Raw genomic sequence first — 18,788 nt, 5'->3', positions numbered from 1 at the left:
CTTATGTCTGACTCCGACATGGACAGCCTCGAAATTGTTCCCCTCGGCGGACCGGATGGATCCGATGAGCCTTTTGAACTCCCTAATGAACTTGCCATATTACCGATCAGACAGACTGTGTTGTTTCCGGGAATGGTTATTCCCGTAACTGTGGTGCGTCAGAAAGCAATTCGTCTGGTCAAGAAAATATATCGTAATTCGGATATCAATCAGCGGATACTGGGCGCAGTTACCCAGGCTATTCCGCACAAGGAAGACCCTACGGCGGAAGATCTTTACAATGTGGGTACAGTGGCCCAGATCCTGAAAATGATCACGCTTCCCGACGGTAATGTAACCATCATCGTGCAGGGCAGGCAACGTTTTGAGATCAAGGCGATCGTTCACGAAGAACCTTACCTCACTGCCGAAGTGCGTGCGATCGAGGATTCATTTGCTGGCCCGACCAAGAAAGAATCCAAAGCATTGCTGCAATCGCTCCGCGACGGCGCGCACAAGATCATGCGGCTGAATCCTGAGATACCCCAGGAAGCACGTATTGCACTCGATAATATTGAAAGTCCGATATTCCTCATCCACTTCTTGTCTTCGAACATCAATGTAGAAGTCGCTGACAAGCAAAAATTGCTCGAAGAAAGAAACGGCCACAAACAGGCTACTCTATTGCTGCAATATATGATGCGGGAAATCGAGATGCTGGAACTGAAAAGGGAAATCCAGACCAAAGCCAGCTCCGATATCGACCAGCAGCAACGCGACTATTTCCTGCGTCAGCAAATTAAAGTGCTTCACGACGAGCTGGGAATGGATAGCCCGGAAAGAGACCTTGACGAGATCCGACTGAAGGCGAGCCAGAAAAAATGGACCAGTCAGGTACGCTCTCATTTTGACAAAGAACTTACCAAATTACAGCGGATCAACCCGATGGCACCAGAGTATCCGGTAACGATGAATTACCTGGAAACGCTCGTGGATCTGCCCTGGGGCCAATATACGAAAGACAATTTCGACCTGGTCAGAGCACAAAAAGTACTTGATGCAGATCATTTTGGTCTTGAAAAAGTAAAAGAGCGGATCATTGAATACCTCGCGGTCTTGAAACTAAAAGGAAACCTGAAAGCGCCGATACTCTGCCTTTACGGACCTCCGGGAGTAGGAAAAACCTCGCTAGGGAAATCGATCGCGAAAGCTTTGAACCGGGAATATATCAGAATGGCGCTCGGCGGCGTGCATGATGAAGCCGAGATCCGGGGTCACCGGAAAACATATATTGGCGCAATGCCTGGCAAGATCATCCAGAACATTAAAAAAGCAGGATCAGCAAATCCGGTTTTTATTCTGGACGAAATAGATAAGGTAAGTTCCGACTACCGGGGCGACCCTTCTTCCGCATTACTGGAAGTACTTGATCCTGAGCAGAATTCATCATTTACAGACAATTACCTGGAAGTTGAGTATGACCTCTCCAAGGTACTTTTTGTAGCGACCGCCAACTCACTCGATACCATTCACCCTGCATTGCGGGACCGGATGGAGATCATCGAAATGACAGGCTATACAATCGAAGAAAAATTGCAGATCGCAAAACGCTACCTGGTTCCCAAGCAGCGGAAAGACCACGGACTGAAATCAACCGATATTAAAATCGACGATTCAGCTTTGTTGAAAATTGCCGAAGGTTACACAAGAGAATCTGGCGTAAGAAACCTGGAACAAAAGGTAGGTACCGTGGTGCGGAAAATTGCCAAAGCGGTGGCAATGGAGCAGGATTATCCTAAAACGCTGAAAGGTGATCAGGTAGAGAAATACCTGGGTGCTGAGATATTTGACAAAGATCTTTATCAGGATAACGATTTTGCCGGTGTTGTCACCGGCCTTGCGTGGACTTCCGTTGGCGGTGAGATCCTATTTATAGAAACCAGTTTAAGCCGGGGTAAAGGAAATCTTACACTTTCCGGTCAACTGGGAGATGTGATGAAGGAATCGGCAGTCGCTGCGTTATCTTACCTGAAAGCAAATGCGGACAGGCTTGGCATTGACTACCGTATTTTTAACCACTACGACCTGCACGTGCACGTTCCGGCGGGGGCAGTTCCGAAAGACGGCCCTTCTGCGGGCGTTACGATGGTAACTTCTATGGCTTCCATTTTCACGCAGCGCCGGGTTAAGCCTTTCATTGCGATGACGGGCGAAATTACCCTGCGCGGAAAGGTACTTCCGGTTGGCGGGGTTAAAGAAAAGATACTTGCGGCACGACGGGCAGGTGTGAAGGAGATCGTTTTGTGTGTTAAAAATCGCAAGGACGTGGAGGAAGTACCGGCTAACTATATCAAAGACTTATCTTTTCATTACGTGGACACAATTGATCAGGTACTTGCCTACGCATTGCTGCAAGAGCAGGTTGCAGACCCAATGCAGTTTGTTTTTCCGGATGAAAAGAAGGAAAAAGAGGAAAGTGGTTACGTGACGCTCGGAGTCTGATATTTATAGCAGAATAGTTGAAAGAGGCGCCTCGTGCGTCTCTTTTTCGTTATAAGGGTATTGATTAAAAAATGGCGTCAAAGCTTATGAAAAACTATCCTGATCAAAATGTCTTTACCGCAACTTTCCCCTGAATTGCTGGACCAGCGTCCTGAAATTTTACCAAACCACAGGAGCCTGCTTTCTTTGCCCGAAAAAATAATCCAGTTCGGTACTGGGGTACTATTGCGCGGCCTGCCCGATTATTTCGTCAACAAAGCCAATCAGCAGGGCATTTTTAATGGAAGAATAGTAGTAGTGAAATCGACCAGCAGCGGCGGTACTGATGCCTTTAAACAGCAGCAAAGTTTGTATTCCCACAGCATTCGTGGCATTGCCGATGGAAAACAGGTAGACGAAACGGTGATCAACTGCGCAATCAGCCGTACCCTTGCGGCTAGTGAAGATTGGGCTGAGATCTTGAAATGCGCACATAATCCAGAGTTGAGAATTGCTATTTCCAATACCACTGAGGTAGGCATTCAATTGACTGACGATGACCTTTTTGCCTCTCCCCCAACGTCCTTTCCCGGTAAACTGACCGCCTATCTATACGAGCGTTTCAAAGCCTTCGGAGGTTCAAAAGAGTCGGGAATGGTGATCGTCCCTACTGAACTCATCGTAGGAAACGGCACCAAGTTGCGCGGGATCGTGCTGGAACAAGCTGCGCGGCATCAATTGGGCGATGCGTTTACAAATTGGCTAGTAACAGCCAACGTATTCTGCAACTCATTGGTTGACAGGATCGTACCCGGAAAGCCTGATGTCGAAAGCGTTGAAACAATTTCCGAGAAACAAGACTTTCAGGACGATCTGCTGATCATTTCCGAAGTATACAGCCTGTGGGCGATTGAAGGCGACGCGCACGTCCGCTCAGTGCTGAGCTTTGCAGAGGTCGATAAAGGGGTGGTGATCGAACCTGATATTGATCTTTACCGCGAACTGAAACTACGCCTGCTGAATGGCACACACACCTTGTCTTCCGGCCTTTGTTTTTTGCAGGGATTGGAAACGGTGAAGGAAAGTATGGATACGCCCGAAGTTGCCCGGTTTATTGCCGATCTGATGCTCAATGAACTTGCGCCAGCTATACCCTACCCGGTTGATCAGGCACGCGCCAGTGAGTTTGGAAACCAGGTACTCGACCGTTTCAGGAACCCGTTTATCCGCCACCAGCTGATCGACATTACAGTTCAGTACACGGCCAAAATGAAGATGCGCAATATTCCTACCCTGTTACAGCATTATCAAAATACAGAACAGGTTCCAGTGCTTTTCGCCAAAGGATTTGCCGCATTCCTGAAATTTATGAAACCCGTCGTGCACAAGGACGGCGCCTATTATGGAGAACTGAATGGACAACCCTATTCAATCCGCTGCGATTCGGCCCCTTATTTTGACGAAAAATGGAAGAATGCCGCATCCCCTGTCGATCTCGCCCAGCAGGTATTAAGCGATATTAGTTTATGGGAAACCGACCTGACATTACTCCCGGGCTTTGCCGACGCAGTGAAGGAAAATATGGTCGATAAAGTGGAAGTTTTGACTATTATTCCGAAGAATTGACGAATTGGTCAGGCGGACAGGTCCTCAACAATTTCTCTGTCCGCCTGAGTGATATTTTAGAGTATTAAACAGGTTTTATCCGTTTTGCCTGAATTCCTTCACCAGAGCAATGCTTTCAGCTATTTTTTGCTCGATCCAGGAATAGTTACCAGCTGCGATAACGTCTTTGGGAAACAAATTGGAACCCAATCCAACCGCGTAGGCACCAGCCCCAAACCATTCATTAATGCTCTCGCGCGTTGGCTGTACACCGCCGGTTACCATTATCTTCACATTCGGCATAGGCCCGCGGATCGCTTTTACAAAGGCAGAGCCGACAACATCTCCGGGGAACAGCTTAACCACTTCGGCACCAGCCTGCTGTGCATTGTAGATCTCGGTCAACGTAGCAACACCCGGTATCCAGGGAATATTTGCCTGCAGGCAAACCTGACCCACTTCGGGATTCAGGAACGGGGTTACGATAAAGTCGGTCCCTGCATCGATAAATTTCTGAGCAGTCTCGGCGTCATAAATAGTGCCGATGCCGAGGGAAAGCCCGGGAAGGGTCTCTTTGGTATAAGCCAGCAATTCAGAAAATACCATAAATGCATTGTCACCGCGATTGGTGAACTCAATCGCCCTCGCGCCGCCGCGATAGCTTGCATTGATAATCTCTTTGGCTACTTCAATATCTGCATGATAAAAAAGCGGCACAATGCCTACTTCATTTAATAGTACCAACGTCGTTTCTTTGTCCATATCAAAATGCTGCTCAATGAGTTACAGCTTTATTTTATCGTTTAATTCTTCCCGAAGTCTCACCCTGGCGGATCGCCTCCACTTCTGCAATTGTTGAAATCAATGCGTCGCCTTCGATCGTGTGTTTCAATGCAGAGGCCGCAACTCCGAATTCCAGCGCTTTCTGCTGATCGTCGAATGTGATCAGCCCGTGGATCAGACCAGCAATGAAAGCATCGCCGCCTCCAACCCGGTCGATAATAGGATTGATTTCAATATCCTCTGTTTCAAGCAGCTGGCTGCCGTTCCACAAATAAGCCCTCAGCAGGTTGTGCGAAGCACTTATCGAAGTCCGTTTCGTATCCACTACCATACTTACCTGCGGATATTCCTTCTGTAAGTTGACGCAGGATTCCCGGAAATCGTTTCCTGCAATCCCGAATATCTCCTTTATATTTTCACTATTAGCAATTACAATATCAGTTCCGGCTGTCAGTTCCGGCAGGATTTCCGAAGGTTTTTTTCCGTATTTCCACAAGTTAGCGCGGTAGAAAATATCACCTGAAACGGTCAGTCCGTACTTTCTGGCGACTTTGATACCGTCCAGCAAAGCATCGGCTGCACCCTGCGATAGTGCCGGGGTAATGCCCGCCCAGTGAAACCATTTGGCATCTTTCAAAATACTATCCCAGTCAATTTCCTTTGGATCAATTTCTGCGAGCGACGAATTTGCACGGTCGTAAACAATCTGGCTTCCTCTCAGCGAAGCACCGGTTTCCAGGAAATAAACTGCCATTCTGGGCCCACCGTAAATGATATGCGAGATATCGACGCCATGAAATTGCAGGTATTGAGCCGCTGCCCGCCCGATCGGAGAATCGGGGAACCGGGTTACGTGGGCAGTATGATGCCCCCAATACGCCAGTGCAGTTGATACATTCGCCTCGCCGCCTGCATAAGTAACATTCAGCTGACGAGCCTGTTCGAAACGAGAAAACCCAGGAGTGGAAAGCCGCATCAGGACTTCACCGAAAGAGACTATTTGAGCCATATTGAGTTTGATGCCTTTGTGATAATGGATTCAGTCAAAGGCTTTTTGAAAATTAGTAATTGGTCAAAAATAACATTAAACATCAAAATAGCCCACAACAATATGTCTGGGCTATTCATTTACTTTTTTATAAAAGTGGTTTTTCAAAAACCGAAATATCTGCTCGCATTGTGGTAAGAAATATCGGCAACCATTTTGCCAAGCCAGGGCATATCGTTCGGCAGTTCGGCGTTTTCAACATCATTCCCGATCAGGTTACACAAAATCCGTCTGAAATATTCATGTCTCGGATAGGACAGAAAACTGCGTGAATCGGTCAGCATTCCGACGAAACGGCTTAGTAAGCCCATATTTGAAAGTGCATTCATCTGGCGCTCCATACCATCCTTCTGGTCCAGAAACCACCAGCCCGAGCCGAACTGCATTTTGCCTGCTATTGTTCCGTCGTTATAATTTCCTGTCATCGTGGCCAGCACTTCATTATCTCCCGGATTAAGATTATACAGGATCGTTTTCGCGAGCTGATCCGTCGAATCCAGCTTATTCAGGAATTTTGAAAGTGCCTGTGCCTGGCTATAATCGCCGATCGAATCCCAGCCGGTATCAGGTCCCAGCTCTCGCAGCATTCTTTCATTGTTGTTTCTCAATGCACCCAGATGAAATTGCTGCGTCCATGATTTCGCATGGTCCATTTTAGCAAGATCAAATAATAGCATCGACTTGAATGCCGTACGCTGTTCTTCACTCGCCAGCTGGCCATTTATCGTAATCTCAAAAGCCTGTTTTGCCGCTTCTTCATCAAATGATGCATATATATGCTCCAAACCATGATCTGACAATTTGCCGCCCATCGACGCAAAAAAATCGTGGCGATTTTGTAATGCATCCAGCAGCTCCTGATAGTTCGAAATATTCGCTTTGCCCGAAGCAGCTGCAAGTTTTGAAAGATAATGTTTAAACTCTTCTGGCAAATCAATCAACAGCATCGACTTATCCGGACGAAAAGTGGGTAATACCTTGATATTAAAGCCACTCTGCTCAATCAGACGATGGTATTCCAGCGAATCTATCGGATCATCTGTTGTGCAGATCACCTTCACATTCATTTTGTTCAATAAGCTTTTAACCGAAAAATCCGGCTGCCTCAGCCTGGCCGAGCATTCGTCGTAAATCTCTCTGGCGGAATCTTTATTGAGGATAATATCAATGTCAAAATAGCGCAACAGTTCAAGGTGCGTCCAGTGGTACAAAGGGTTGCGCATTGTGTAAGGTACGGTCGCTGCCCACTGTTCAAATTTCTCCCAATCACTCGCATTACCGGTGCAAAACCGCTCGTTGATCCCGTTTGCACGCATTGCACGCCACTTATAATGATCGCCATAAAGCCACGCCTGCGTTAGGTTTTCAAACTGCTTGTCCTCTGCGATCTGATCGGGCGGCAAGTGACAGTGGTAGTCGATAATGGGCATTTCCTTCGCATAATCATGGTAAAGGATGCGCGCCGCTTCTGAACGAAGAAGGAAATCCTCCCCGATGAAGGTTTTTTGTGCAGTGCTGATCGTAGTCATTTTGCTATCGTATTTTTTCCCGATTTACAGGCTTCTTTCTATCCCATATTCCAGACCGCGCAATTCCGCAAGTCCCCGAAGCCGGCCAATCGCCGTGTAGCCCGGGTTCGTCCTCTTGCCGGTTGACAGATCGTCCAGCATCCGGTGTCCGTGATCAGGGCGAAAAGGCATTCGCAGATCTGTTCTCCCTTCTTTTTCTCTTCTTTTTTGTTCCAAAACCAATCCTCTCATTACTGCGTACATATCCACATCCCCGTCGAGGTGATCAGCTTCATAAAAGCTTCCGTCGTGCTCTCTTTTTGTGGCGCGCAAATGGATAAAATGGATCCTGCTTCCAAGTCTGTCTACCATGCCGGCCAGATCGTTATCAGCGCGCACACCATAGGATCCCGTGCAGAAGCAGATTCCGTTGGCTTCATGATCGTAAGCTTCCAGGAGCATCAGCGCGTCGTTTTCAGTGCTTACTACTCTTGGCAGGCCCAATATCGGATAAGGAGGATCGTCCGGGTGGATCGCCAGCCTTACTCCCGCCTCCGCAGCCACGGGCCCGATTGCCTGAATAAACTGATACAAATGCGTTCGTAATTCAAGGTCCCCGACTTCCTTATAGGTGTCGAGTACCTTGCTGAATTCTTCAATGGTAAAGCTTTCCTCGGAACCGGGCAGACCTGCGATGATATTGCGTACCAATTTCTTCACCTCTTCCTCCGATGCTCCGTCGAGCCACTTTTTAGCTTTCGATTTTTGCTCGTCCGTATAAAGGTTTTGCGCTTCTGGTCGGTTCAAAAGATAAAGATCGAACGCTGCAAACTGGCCGGCATCGAAACGCAGGCCTGTTGAGCCGTCGTTCATCGGCGCATCCAGGTCTGTTCTGGTCCAGTCGAGGATCGGCATGAAGTTATAGCAAACAGTGTCGATCCCGCATTGGCCAAGGTTGCGGAGACTTTGCTGGTAATTAAGAATGTATTTTTCAAAATCCCCTGTGCGGGTTTTGATCGATTCGTGTACGGGCACACTTTCAACCACCGACCAGGTAAGTCCCGCGGCCTCTATCATTTCTTTTCTTGAAATAATTTCGGATACCTCCCATACCTGACCGTTGGGAATGTGGTGTAAAGCAGTTACAATTCCGGTTGCGCCTGCCTGGCGAATATCCTGCAACGTAACAGGATCATTCGGCCCAAACCAGCGCCAAGTTTGTTCTAATGCCATTGTTTAGGTGTTGGAGATTTGCTGTTAGCATTTAGCTATTAGCCATTAGCTATTTCTGCTACGCGTAAATCGCCTTTATGTTAAATGTGTTGTCAAAAATCAAATTATACCTACCAGCAAGATCCCAGCCAATAGCTAAAAACCAAAAGCTAACAGCTTCACGCCACCAACCGATGCTCAGGCACCCTTTCTCTCAGCACTTTCAATGCCCGGCTCATTTGGGTTTCGACCGTTTTGACGGATATAGCAAGCTTTTCAGCGATATCGCGATAGCGTAATCCTTCTTCGCGGCTTAGTCTGAAAATGAGCTGGCACTGTCTTGGCAACGCCTGGATGCAATCTTCGACATGCTCATAAAACTCATTGAACGAAAGCTCTTCCGCGGGTGAAAAATGATCCGCGTGCGACATATTCCATTGCACCGACTCCAGCGATTCGCGCTCGTTCTGGCGATGAATGCGCAGTTTCAAATAATCAAGCGCCTGGTTGCGGACAGCTCTGTAAATGTACGCCTGAAAGGAAGTATGCACTTCGATCTGCTCGCGGTTTTTCCAAAGTTTTACAAAAACATCAGAAACAACCTCTTCCGCAATCTCCCGGGTTACCACTACACGCATTGCATAGTTGCAAAGTGACCGGTAGTGATGGTTGAATAATTCGCGAAATGCGTTGTAATCCCCGCTGGTCACTACTTTGCCGAACAAATTTTCCAACAAACTTTTCTGGGATTGGGCAGAGGATCTGGTGCAGGTAAACGATTTTGCTTCCATTGAGTAACGCTAAGTTGGTTATAGAAAATTTCCGGGATAAGTAGTGGTGTGAGGTAGCTGACCTTCGTCAACATGGAATCTAGTTTAACCATTGATTCAATGATACACAAAAATAAATCTTGAAAAAAAGCAACAAATCTACGCAACCGTTCCCGGAACCGTTCCCGTTAGCGCAATTTTTCCCGGAACTTGAATGATTAGCTAGTAATTTGTGCAACATTCTCACTTTGATGCATTGTGGTGCATTTCTTAGGATTTATAGTAAGATTGCATTATTCCCATATCCCTGATGAAAAAAGTTTCTATAACCATTAAAGAAATAGCCCGGCAGCTCGATATTTCGAAGTCTACCGTTTCACGTGCCCTCCGTGATAGCAGTGAGATCAGTGAGGAAACCAAACGGAAGGTGATCGATCTGGCCGAGCAGCTCAACTATTATCCGAATCCGATCGCAATCAGCCTGCTCAAAAACCGGACACAAACGATCGGAGTAATTGTGCCTGATATTGCAAACCGCTTTTACTCGTCGGCAATAGGAGGCGTTGAAGATATTGCTTACAGCCGCGGTTACCACACGATGATCTATCAGAGCCACGAGCTACTGGAGAGAGAGCGTTCTGCTTCCAGACATATTGCTTCCAGGCGGGTCGACGGCCTGGTGGTGGCTATTTCAAGCCAGTCGGAAAACATAGAACATTTTGTGTCATTGCAGGAGCAAGGTATTCCGGTGGTATTCTTTGACCGTGTCAGTGAAGCAATGCAAACACACAAAGTCCGGGTAGATGATTATAAAGGCGCATTTGAAGCAACCGAGCACCTTATCAACCGTGGTTGCAGACGCATTGCGCACATTGCCGGGCCCAAGCCTGTTTCTATTACGCGCTTCAGGCTGGAAGGTTATAAAGACGCACTCCGAAAATACGATATCAAGTTTCAGGAAGAGTGGGTTCTGCACAGCGAAATCACCCAGGCAGGCGGTACCGAGCGTACCTACCAGCTCATGGCGCTGCGAGAGCGGCCCGACGCAATCTTCGGCGCCAGTGACAGGATTACGATGGGCATACACTGGGCTTTGCGACAACTCGGCTACCGCATGCCAGACGACGTGGCAGTGGTAGGTTTTTGCGACCTGGCCATGTCGTCGCTGCTCGACCCGCCGGTGAGCTCCATTACACAGCCTTCCTTTGAAATGGGCCAGCAGGCTACTTCCCTGCTTTTGGATTTGATAGAAAGCAAAAATACCCCGGCCGAATTTGAGACCAGGGTATTACCTTCTAATTTGGTAATCAATAAATCTTCTATGAAATGATCACCCGGTGATCGTCACCCGGTAATCGTCACCCGGTAATCGTTTTCAGCTTTCTGTCAAATTCAGCTAGAATGCGTTCTTTCATCTGCACTTTCCGTTTTTGAATATTGATACGGCCGGCTGCCTGCTTGTCCAGCTCGGGATCGCCGGTAGCCGTGCGGTCGAATTCAAGGATTGCAAATTCAAGATCGCTTTTTTCGCGTTTCGCAAGCCATTCCAGCTCGCGGTATTTGGTCCTTAGCTGTTCTTCCTGGCTTTTCAGTTCAAATGCAGGATACTTTCTGCTGATCACCCGGGCCAGATAGCTTAGTTCAAATATTTTATCGCACACCATTCTGAAACGTTCGGCAAGCTCTTTGTCAGCCATTTTGAAAGGTATTTTGATCTCCTTCCATTTACTGAGTAAAACCTTGGCCTCCTGGGAAGCCTCTACGATATCCTGGCTTCTAAGCAGCGTTTCAGCCTGGGCCAGTAATTTCTGTTGTTCAACAATTCTTGGGTCGACACGTACTTTTGGCTCAATCCCTTTAGCCAGGTTGTATTTGTCGTAAAACAATTTCAAAAAGTGCCTGTAAGCTTTATTTACCTTGAAAAAACGCTTTGGCGGCACTTCTCCGATGTTGTTCCAGGCATTGCGTACGTCTCTCGCCTTTGCGTAAGCATCGTCCAAATCACGCGAGTAGCTTAGTGTTTTGGTAATCTTGATGAGTTTTTCGTACTCCTCTATCCGGTGCTGGTTGATCTTGTTCTGCTCGTCGAAGTAATCGCGGCGGCGCTGGAAGAAATCGTCCAGGATTTGCTGGAAAGTATTTTCTACTTCTTCCTGATACTCCTTTTCAACAGGACCGGTACGGATCCATTTTGCTTTGATCTCCTGAATCTGATCCGTAGCGGCAGCGTAATCTTCAATCGCAGCAGCCACTTTTACATCTTCAATCAGTGCGCGTTTTATTTCAAGATTTTTGAGCTGATTAACTTCGATCAAACCCTTCAAATACTCTTCTTTCTCTTCCAGTCGTTGCAGCAGCGGGACAAAATCCCCCAGTGCATCAAAACCTTTAAGCTTACGTTGCAGCTGGATCAGCTTGGTCAGATAAGAGCCTTTGTTCAGCGCCTCATCAATTTCCTGTTCCAATTGCTCGACTTTGTTCAGGACGATATTGAATCGATTTTTAAAATAATCAATTGCTTCCTGCTCCGTCCTTTTTACTTCTCCAATTTGCCGGTCGGGGAAATCCAGGTACCCCTTTAAAAATACTTTGCTGTCTTTAACATAGCCGTATTCATCATTCAATGTGGCATTTTCCATTCTTTCAATTTTTTTATCTGCTAAGTGTAGGGATATATAACGATATTTGTTACGCACAAATTAAACAAAAAATGAGTAACGAAACCATTATTTTCTCAATGTCGGGAGTCAACAAAATCATTCCTCCCAACCGGCATATTATCAAAAATATCTATTTATCCTTTTTTTATGGTGCAAAAATCGGGGTTCTTGGATTAAATGGTTCAGGAAAATCAACCTTGCTGCGCGTGATCGCCGGAATCGATAAGGACATCCAGGGCGACGTTGTGTTCTCGCCCGGTTACTCGGTTGGAATGCTCGAACAAGAGCCCAAACTGGATCCATCCAAAACGGTAAGAGAAGTAGTAGAAGAAGGTGTTCAGGAGATCGTCAACCTTTTGAAAGAGTTTGACCAGATCAATGAAGCTTTCGGTGAGGAAGATGCCGATTTTGACAAACTACTTGAAAGACAAGGGGAAGTACAGGAAAAACTCGACGCCGCCGATGCCTGGAACCTGGATAACCGTCTGGAAATTGCCATGGACGCGCTGCGCTGTGCGCCTTCCGACACGTTGGTTTCCACGCTTTCCGGAGGTGAAAAACGCAGAGTAGCATTGTGCCGCCTGCTCCTCCGCCAGCCAGACGTACTACTACTCGATGAACCTACCAACCACCTTGATGCAGAATCGGTACTTTGGCTGGAAGAGCATTTAAGGCAATATAAAGGAACCGTTATAGCAGTTACCCACGACCGCTATTTCCTCGACAATGTGGCTGGCTGGATCCTGGAACTGGATCGCGGCGAGGGTATTCCCTGGAAAGGGAACTACTCTTCCTGGCTGGAACAGAAGCAGGAACGTTTGAAAAAAGAAGAGAAAACAGAATCAAAACGCCAGAAAACTTTACAGCGTGAGCTGGAATGGGTGAGAATGGGCGCCAAAGGCCGCCAGGCTAAATCGAAGGCACGTTTAGGTGCATACGAAAGATTGCTCGGAGAGGAAGGAAGGGAGAAAGAAGAAAAACTGGAGATCTTCATTCCTGCCGGGCCGAGATTGGGTAACAAGGTTATCGAAGCACACAATGTGTCGATGGGTTTTGGCGACAGGTTGCTTTACGAAAACCTCAACTTCGCATTGCCCCCGAATGGTATTGTCGGGATTATCGGGCCAAACGGTGCTGGGAAAACGACCCTATTTAAACTGATTACCGGACAACTTAAACCGTTAACCGGCCATTTTGATGTGGGAGAAACCGTCGAGCTGGCCTATGTGGACCAGGAGCACGACAATCTGGATGCAAACAAGACTGTATATCAAAGTATTGCGGACGGCAATGACTGGATTATGATCGGCGGCAAACAATCGAATGCGCGGGCTTACGTGAGCCGGTTTAATTTCGGTGGCGGCGACCAGGAAAAGAAGGTGGGTAATCTCTCAGGCGGAGAAAGAAACCGGGTGCATCTGGCGATGACGCTCAAAGAAGGCGGTAACTTACTGCTGCTCGATGAACCTACCAACGACTTGGATGTTAACACATTGCGTGCTTTGGAAGAAGGATTGGAAAACTTTGCCGGCTGTGCGGTGATCATTTCCCACGACCGGTGGTTTTTAGACCGTGTTGCCACCCATATTCTAGCATTTGAGGGTGATTCCCAGGTTTACTGGTTTGAAGGTAACTTCTCCGAATATGAAGAAAACCGACGTAAAAGACTTGGAACCGAAGCAACGCCAAAGCGGATCAAATACAAAAAACTAGCATAGCGTTTCGATTTTGCTCAACGTGACAGGGTGGTACGTTTTGGCCGCGCTGTCACGTTGAGCACCACGGGGCCTTCCGGCGGTCTAAAACGTTATTGGCTCAAAGATCAATTCTTGCTAACTTTCGCACAGAATCAGTTTTTCCTATTCAATGAGTTCAAATCCGTCTTTGTCTAAAATACATTTCATCTCGATAGGCGGCAGCGTCATGCATAACCTTGCGATCGAGCTGCATTTAAAAGGATATATCGTTACCGGATCGGACGATGAGATATACGAACCTTCGGCAAGCCGGCTAGCTCAATACGACTTGCTACCGGCAGTCACAGGCTGGTTCCCTGAAAAAATAACCGGCGAGCTCGAAGCCGTTATTCTCGGTATGCATGCCCGTCAGGACAATCCTGAACTGGCGAAAGCAAGGGAACTGGGAATTAAAGTATATTCTTATCCTGAGTATATTTTTGAGAAAAGCCAAAGCAAACAGCGCGTCGTCATAGCCGGAAGTCACGGAAAAACCACGACAACTTCTATGATCCTGCACGTTCTGAAATACCATAACCGGATTTTCAATTACCTGGTCGGCGCTCAGATAGAAGGCTTCGACAATATGGTAAAGCTCTCGGAAAATGCGCCGGTGATCATCATTGAAGGCGACGAATATTTCACCTCGCCCATTGATCACACACCCAAATTCATGCATTATCAGCCGCATATCGCATTGATCAGCGGCATTGCGTGGGATCATTTCAATGTTTTTCCTACCTGGGAGTCTTATGTGAAGCAATTTGAACTGCTCGCGGATTCATTGCCGAAAGCAGGCGCTATCATTTTTGATGAAACAGACGACATGCTGGCGGTAATCGGCCAGAAGGAGCGCCCGGATGTAGCTATTATCCCGTATAACGTACATCCCAACAAGATTGAGAATGGTAAGACGATCCTATTGACAGCAGAGCAGGGCGAGATACCCGTTCTTGTTTTTGGAAACCATAATATGAAGAATATCAGTGGTGCTTACGCTGTATGTGAAAGGCTGGGCATTACCGATGAGGAATTTTACCAGGCCATTCAAACATTCAAAGGCGCCTCTAAAAGGCTTGAACTGCTGGGCAGCAATGATTCTGTAAGCATTTACCGGGACTTCGCGCACGCTCCTTCGAAGGTTGAAGCTACAACCGCCGCCTTAAAACAGCAATATCCTGACCGTCAACTTGTGGCGTGTGCCGAGCTGCATACTTTCAGTAGTCTGAACAAAGATTTTTTGAAACAATACCGCAGGAAACTGGCAGCGGCTGATATTGCGATCGTTTACTATAATCCGCTGACGCTTGAACATAAAAAGTTGGAACCCATTTCGGAGGAAGATATCAGGACCGCATTCAAAAGAGATGATTTAAAAATATTCACCAACTGGGCTGAACTGAATAGCTTTCTGAGATCTTTGAGATGGAAAGACAGCAACCTGCTCCTGATGAGTTCAGGCACATTTGGAGAGCTGGATATGAAGGCGTTGGCCTCACATATTCTTGAAAATCAACAATAACAACTTCATTCATGCACTCAATTGTCGTTTACTGCGGTTCTAATCCCGGCAAAAAGCCTGTCTATGCCGAAACTGCATATGAACTAGGCAAGCAGCTGGCGAAAAGGAATATCAAGCTGATTTACGGAGGAGGTAACATGGGCCTGATGGGGCGCGTGGCTGACGGGGCGATGGACCACGAGGGATTTGTTACCGGAATCATTCCTAATTTTCTGGCAAAACTGGAAAATGCGCATAAGACATTGTCAGAGTTGCATTTCGTGGACACGATGCATGAACGCAAAGCCAAAATGGTCTCACTTTCCGATGGCGTAATTGCAATGCCTGGCGGGTATGGAACGTTTGATGAATTGTTTGAGATACTAACCTGGGCACAGCTACGGATCTTTCACGGGCCTGTCGGGCTTTTGAATGTGAATGGATACTATGATCTGTTGCTGCTCCAACTAGAAAAAATGATTGAAGAAGGGTTTCTCCACCCGTTAAATCACCAGTTATTGGTAGTTGCAAATGATCCTGCGGAGCTTTTGGAAAAAATGGAGATATTCAGACAGCAAAATCCGGAAAATAAGCCCCTGGATCGCTCGTTATACGTAGATAACAATTAGTTACCTCTCCCGAAAGATGCGTTTTTTAATACTCCTGCTTTTTATTTGGTCCATTTCCCTTTGTTCTTACGGGCAACTGGAAAATCTTGGGAAAACCGTAAATACGGAGTACAATGAAATCAGTCCCATTATTGCGCCTGACGGAAAGACGATCTATTTCTCGAGGGTTAGTCACCCGCAGAATACGCATGGGCAAAAAGGCAGTCAGGATATCTGGTATTCTGAATTGAAAAGCGATAAATGGACTCAGGCTCGGAGACTGCCGCCGCCGCTCAACAAGGAGGATTACAACTCACTTTACAGCATTACACCAGACGGCAATACCCTGTTAATCAAAGGATCATATAAAAACGGCGTGTACGAAACCCGTGGATTTTCAACCAGTAAAAAAACGGCGAGAGGGTGGTCTGCACCTAATAAAATTGAGATTCCGAACTATACGAAGATGAGCAAGGGCCAGTTTGACTGCGGTTATCTTTCCACCGACGGCAAAGTGCTGGTTATGTCATTCAGCGAGAAGAAGAATAGCAAGGTCGACAATATGTACGTCAGTTTTAAGCAGAAAAACGGCACATGGACCAAGCCGATGGATCTGGGGCCTGAGATCAATACGGATGAATTTACAGAAACAACACCCTTTCTCGCTCCGGACGGCGTGACACTCTATTTTTCAAGCGACCGGAAAGGCGGGCAGGGAAGTAATGATATTTATTACAGTAAACGCATTGACAAATCCTGGAAACGATGGAGCCGGCCTGTCAATCTGGGTGCGGCAATCAATACGGATGGATACGATGCCTACTATACGATCTCTGCGCTGGGCGATTTTGCCTATATGGTATCGTTTAAAGACACAGAAGGCAAAGGCGACGTAGTGCGGTTTGACCTTCGACCGAAAGTAACTCCGGGAGATACTGCTGAGGCCCCGGTCGCGAACATCCCTGCAGCCGATCCGGTTGTGATGATCACCGGAAAAGTAATCGATTCAAAAACAGGTAAGCCTGTGGAAGCCACTATTGTTTATGAAAACCTGGCAGACGGGGAAGAGGTAGGTACTGCAACTACCAATCCAACTACGGGGGAATACAAAATTGTACTTCCTTATGGCCAGAAATACAGTATGCGAGCAGTTGCACCCAATTTCATTGCAGAAGGAGAAAATGTAGACCTGACTGATTCTACGGGCGGACAGGGAAAGAATTTTAGAGAAATCGCCAACAAATCCTTGAAACTGATCCCGATTGAAGAAGGTCAGATTGTGCGTCTCAATAACATTTTCTTCGCGACAGGCAAAGCGACACTTAACAGGGAGTCCTTTCCTGAACTCGACCGCATCGCTATTTCCATGGCTGAAAATAAGACGCTGGCGATCGAGCTTGGTGGCCACACGGATAATACTGGTAGTGCCGCTTTTAACCTTGAGCTTTCCCAGAATCGAGCGGATACGGTCAGGGAATACCTGATCGGAAAAGGCATTGAGCCGGATCGCGTAGCAAGTAAAGGTTATGGCGAAACTGTTCCAGTCGCCAAAAACGATACTCCAGAAGGCCAGCAGCTTAATAGGCGCGTGGAATTCAAGATTCTGAAGAAATAGCCGGTATTCCCTGATCTTCCACTTTACGGCGTTTTTTAGGCTTTAATCCAAAAAGCAAACCGAGAATACTGACCCGCCTGATCACAAACTCATATAGAACCAGACAAACCCCAAACGTTCCCACGCACAGATAGCCGAATTTCAGCCAGAAATGAAGCGGTAAATTGATCAGTGGGTAAGCAAGACAAATTATAACGGTTTGATGCAGAATGTAAAAAGGATAAACAGCCTCATTGGCGTATCTCAAAAAACGATTTGTGAATTGGAGGTACACATAAGCGTAACCAAAAAATGAGAGCAGGATGCACCATGTCATTGTACTTTTGACGAGGTCATTAAATATGTTTTCCAGGCCTGTCACCTCTCGTTCTGAAAAATAGTAATAGTAAACGACCGGCAGAAGAACCAGCCACACTATCAGCAGCAGCCTTCTTTGTTTTTTTAATATTTCCCAAAAAGCGGGCTGAGTACAGAGAACAAATCCGCTGACAAAGAGTGTAAAGTAGTGGAAATGCTGGTTCCAGTCGTGAATGAGGTCGTTGGTAGTTGGAAAACGATGCCCCAGCAGCGCGCTTCCACCCACGTGCCAGGCAACCGGGATAAGTATCAATGCAAGTGGCTTTTGGAAAAAAACCGCCCACTTGCTGGTCATACGAATATTCCGGCGAATGAAAAGCAACAGCGGTAAGCCGGCCAGCGAATAGAAGAATATATAGACCAGGTACCAGAGGTGGTGCCAGCTGAAACTTCCTTTCGGATAAGGCTGAAACTCGAAAACCGATCGGTAAAATTCAGCATAGGAATAGGTCTCCCCCTGGGTAAGCCTTTCGAGATAGATTTGCGGCGGAACGATTACCAGCATTCCGAACAGCAACGGAATGAATATCCGGACGAAGCGCTCCCTTAAAAAAGATCCCGGGCTGCGACTCCCTAATGCAAAATAAACACCTGCTCCGGAGATCATAAAAAGTAGCGACATTCTCCAACGCCCGGTGAAATACATCGGAACTTGTATGAGGTTACTTTGTTCGTTGTTTTTAATATGCCACCCCCAATAATTGAAAAACATTCCAACGTGATAGAATATCAGGATAATAAATGCAATTACCCTTAACCAATCCAGGTCATACCGACGACCAAGCGGCGGATTCAAAGCAGGACCAAACTTTTTTTCCATTGTATTTAAGTTTGAAATGATGCTTCAAAACTATTTTCACATCAGCCAAAAATAGATTGTTCTTATCAGGCAGGCGTTCTTCCCGATAAAAACGAACAGCCGCCG

14 protein-coding genes are annotated in these 18,788 nt (G+C 46.9%); 7 read left to right on the top strand and 7 right to left on the bottom strand.

The features are described 5' to 3' along the window. Positions 1-3: 3 nt before the first annotated feature. Positions 4-2,481: an endopeptidase La gene (lon, locus tag FXO21_RS12020; RefSeq protein ID WP_192579209.1), complete on the top strand. Its 2,478-nt coding sequence runs from the start codon at positions 4-6 to the stop codon at positions 2,479-2,481. Positions 2,482-2,589: 108 nt separating this feature from the next. Next, a complete protein-coding gene (locus FXO21_RS12015; RefSeq protein ID WP_149640294.1) occupies positions 2,590-4,086 on the top strand; it encodes a tagaturonate reductase in 1,497 nt (498 codons plus the stop codon). Between the two features lie 75 nt (positions 4,087-4,161). On the opposite strand, the gene FXO21_RS12010 is transcribed toward FXO21_RS12015, so the two are convergent. From FXO21_RS12010 to FXO21_RS11990, 5 genes are all read right to left on the bottom strand, one after another. Beyond that, positions 4,162-4,827 carry a bifunctional 4-hydroxy-2-oxoglutarate aldolase/2-dehydro-3-deoxy-phosphogluconate aldolase gene (locus FXO21_RS12010; RefSeq protein WP_149640293.1) on the bottom strand — a complete coding sequence of 222 codons (666 nt, stop codon included), beginning with the start codon at positions 4,825-4,827 and terminating at the stop codon, positions 4,162-4,164. Between the two features lie 34 nt (positions 4,828-4,861). After that, on the bottom strand, positions 4,862-5,857 hold the full coding sequence (locus tag FXO21_RS12005; RefSeq protein ID WP_149640292.1) for a sugar kinase: 996 nt from the start codon (positions 5,855-5,857) through the stop codon (positions 4,862-4,864). Between the two features lie 143 nt (positions 5,858-6,000). Next, positions 6,001-7,425, bottom strand: coding sequence for a glucuronate isomerase (gene uxaC, locus FXO21_RS12000; RefSeq protein ID WP_149640291.1), 1,425 nt, complete (start codon positions 7,423-7,425; stop codon positions 6,001-6,003). 24 nt (positions 7,426-7,449) lie between these two features. Next, the gene (gene uxuA, locus FXO21_RS11995; RefSeq protein WP_149640290.1) at positions 7,450-8,637 is read right to left on the bottom strand and encodes a mannonate dehydratase; all 1,188 of its coding nucleotides are present in this window, start codon (positions 8,635-8,637) and stop codon (positions 7,450-7,452) included. A gap of 158 nt (positions 8,638-8,795) precedes the next feature. Continuing rightward, positions 8,796-9,407 carry an RNA polymerase sigma-70 factor gene (locus tag FXO21_RS11990; RefSeq protein ID WP_149640289.1) on the bottom strand — a complete coding sequence of 204 codons (612 nt, stop codon included), beginning with the start codon at positions 9,405-9,407 and terminating at the stop codon, positions 8,796-8,798. A 289-nt stretch (positions 9,408-9,696) separates the two neighbouring features. On the opposite strand from FXO21_RS11990, the gene FXO21_RS11985 reads away from it, so the two are divergent. Beyond that, positions 9,697-10,716, top strand: a complete 1,020-nt coding sequence (locus FXO21_RS11985) for a LacI family DNA-binding transcriptional regulator (RefSeq protein WP_149640288.1) — start codon at positions 9,697-9,699, stop codon at positions 10,714-10,716. Between the two features lie 28 nt (positions 10,717-10,744). Here FXO21_RS11985 and FXO21_RS11980 read toward each other — a convergent pair whose 3' ends face one another. Then, positions 10,745-12,025 (bottom strand): DUF349 domain-containing protein, encoded by a 1,281-nt coding sequence (locus FXO21_RS11980; protein WP_149640287.1) that lies wholly within the window; start codon positions 12,023-12,025, stop codon positions 10,745-10,747. Between the two features lie 71 nt (positions 12,026-12,096). Here FXO21_RS11980 and ettA point away from each other — a divergent pair, with 71 nt between their 5' ends. The 4 genes from ettA (at position 12,097) to FXO21_RS11960 (ending at position 17,506) form a co-directional block, all read left to right on the top strand. Next, positions 12,097-13,764, top strand: coding sequence for an energy-dependent translational throttle protein EttA (ettA, locus tag FXO21_RS11975; RefSeq protein ID WP_149640286.1), 1,668 nt, complete (start codon positions 12,097-12,099; stop codon positions 13,762-13,764). Positions 13,765-13,912: 148 nt separating this feature from the next. Continuing rightward, complete coding sequence (locus tag FXO21_RS11970) at positions 13,913-15,304, top strand: UDP-N-acetylmuramate--L-alanine ligase (protein WP_149640285.1); 1,392 nt, start codon at positions 13,913-13,915, stop codon at positions 15,302-15,304. An 11-nt stretch (positions 15,305-15,315) separates the two neighbouring features. Next, the gene (locus tag FXO21_RS11965) at positions 15,316-15,912 is read left to right on the top strand and encodes an LOG family protein (protein WP_149640284.1); all 597 of its coding nucleotides are present in this window, start codon (positions 15,316-15,318) and stop codon (positions 15,910-15,912) included. Positions 15,913-15,928: 16 nt separating this feature from the next. Continuing rightward, on the top strand, positions 15,929-17,506 hold the full coding sequence (locus FXO21_RS11960; protein WP_149640283.1) for an OmpA family protein: 1,578 nt from the start codon (positions 15,929-15,931) through the stop codon (positions 17,504-17,506). Here the strand turns inward: FXO21_RS11960 and FXO21_RS11955 are convergent. Continuing rightward, a complete protein-coding gene (locus FXO21_RS11955) occupies positions 17,487-18,683 on the bottom strand; it encodes an acyltransferase family protein (RefSeq protein WP_149640282.1) in 1,197 nt (398 codons plus the stop codon). The two genes, FXO21_RS11960 and FXO21_RS11955, sit on opposite strands and share 20 nt — an antisense overlap. Positions 18,684-18,788: the final 105 nt, after the last annotated feature.

Source organism: Dyadobacter sp. UC 10 (genome assembly GCF_008369915.1).
GTDB lineage: Bacteria > Bacteroidota > Bacteroidia > Cytophagales > Spirosomataceae > Dyadobacter.
Note: the sequence above shows the minus strand (reverse complement) of the source record. Positions and strands in the feature narration are given on the sequence as shown.

Bases quoted from the DNA above. Each gene is read 5' to 3' on its own strand.
- FXO21_RS11985 (WP_149640288.1), top strand. From the start codon at position 9,697: ATGAAAAAAGTTTCTATAACCATTAAAGAAATAGCCCGGCAGCTCGAT.
- FXO21_RS11960 (WP_149640283.1), top strand. From the start codon at position 15,929: ATGCGTTTTTTAATACTCCTGCTTTTTATTTGGTCCATTTCCCTTTGT.
- FXO21_RS11965 (WP_149640284.1), top strand. From the start codon at position 15,316: ATGCACTCAATTGTCGTTTACTGCGGTTCTAATCCCGGCAAAAAGCCT.
- FXO21_RS12005 (WP_149640292.1), bottom strand. From the start codon at position 5,857: ATGGCTCAAATAGTCTCTTTCGGTGAAGTCCTGATGCGGCTTTCCACT.
- FXO21_RS12010 (WP_149640293.1), bottom strand. From the start codon at position 4,827: ATGGACAAAGAAACGACGTTGGTACTATTAAATGAAGTAGGCATTGTG.
- FXO21_RS11990 (WP_149640289.1), bottom strand. From the start codon at position 9,407: ATGGAAGCAAAATCGTTTACCTGCACCAGATCCTCTGCCCAATCCCAG.
- FXO21_RS12015 (WP_149640294.1), top strand. From the start codon at position 2,590: ATGTCTTTACCGCAACTTTCCCCTGAATTGCTGGACCAGCGTCCTGAA.
- ettA (WP_149640286.1), top strand. From the start codon at position 12,097: ATGAGTAACGAAACCATTATTTTCTCAATGTCGGGAGTCAACAAAATC.
- FXO21_RS11980 (WP_149640287.1), bottom strand. From the start codon at position 12,025: ATGGAAAATGCCACATTGAATGATGAATACGGCTATGTTAAAGACAGC.
- uxuA (WP_149640290.1), bottom strand. From the start codon at position 8,637: ATGGCATTAGAACAAACTTGGCGCTGGTTTGGGCCGAATGATCCTGTT.
- lon (WP_192579209.1), top strand. From the start codon at position 4: ATGTCTGACTCCGACATGGACAGCCTCGAAATTGTTCCCCTCGGCGGA.
- FXO21_RS11970 (WP_149640285.1), top strand. From the start codon at position 13,913: ATGAGTTCAAATCCGTCTTTGTCTAAAATACATTTCATCTCGATAGGC.
- uxaC (WP_149640291.1), bottom strand. From the start codon at position 7,425: ATGACTACGATCAGCACTGCACAAAAAACCTTCATCGGGGAGGATTTC.
- FXO21_RS11955 (WP_149640282.1), bottom strand. From the start codon at position 18,683: ATGGAAAAAAAGTTTGGTCCTGCTTTGAATCCGCCGCTTGGTCGTCGG.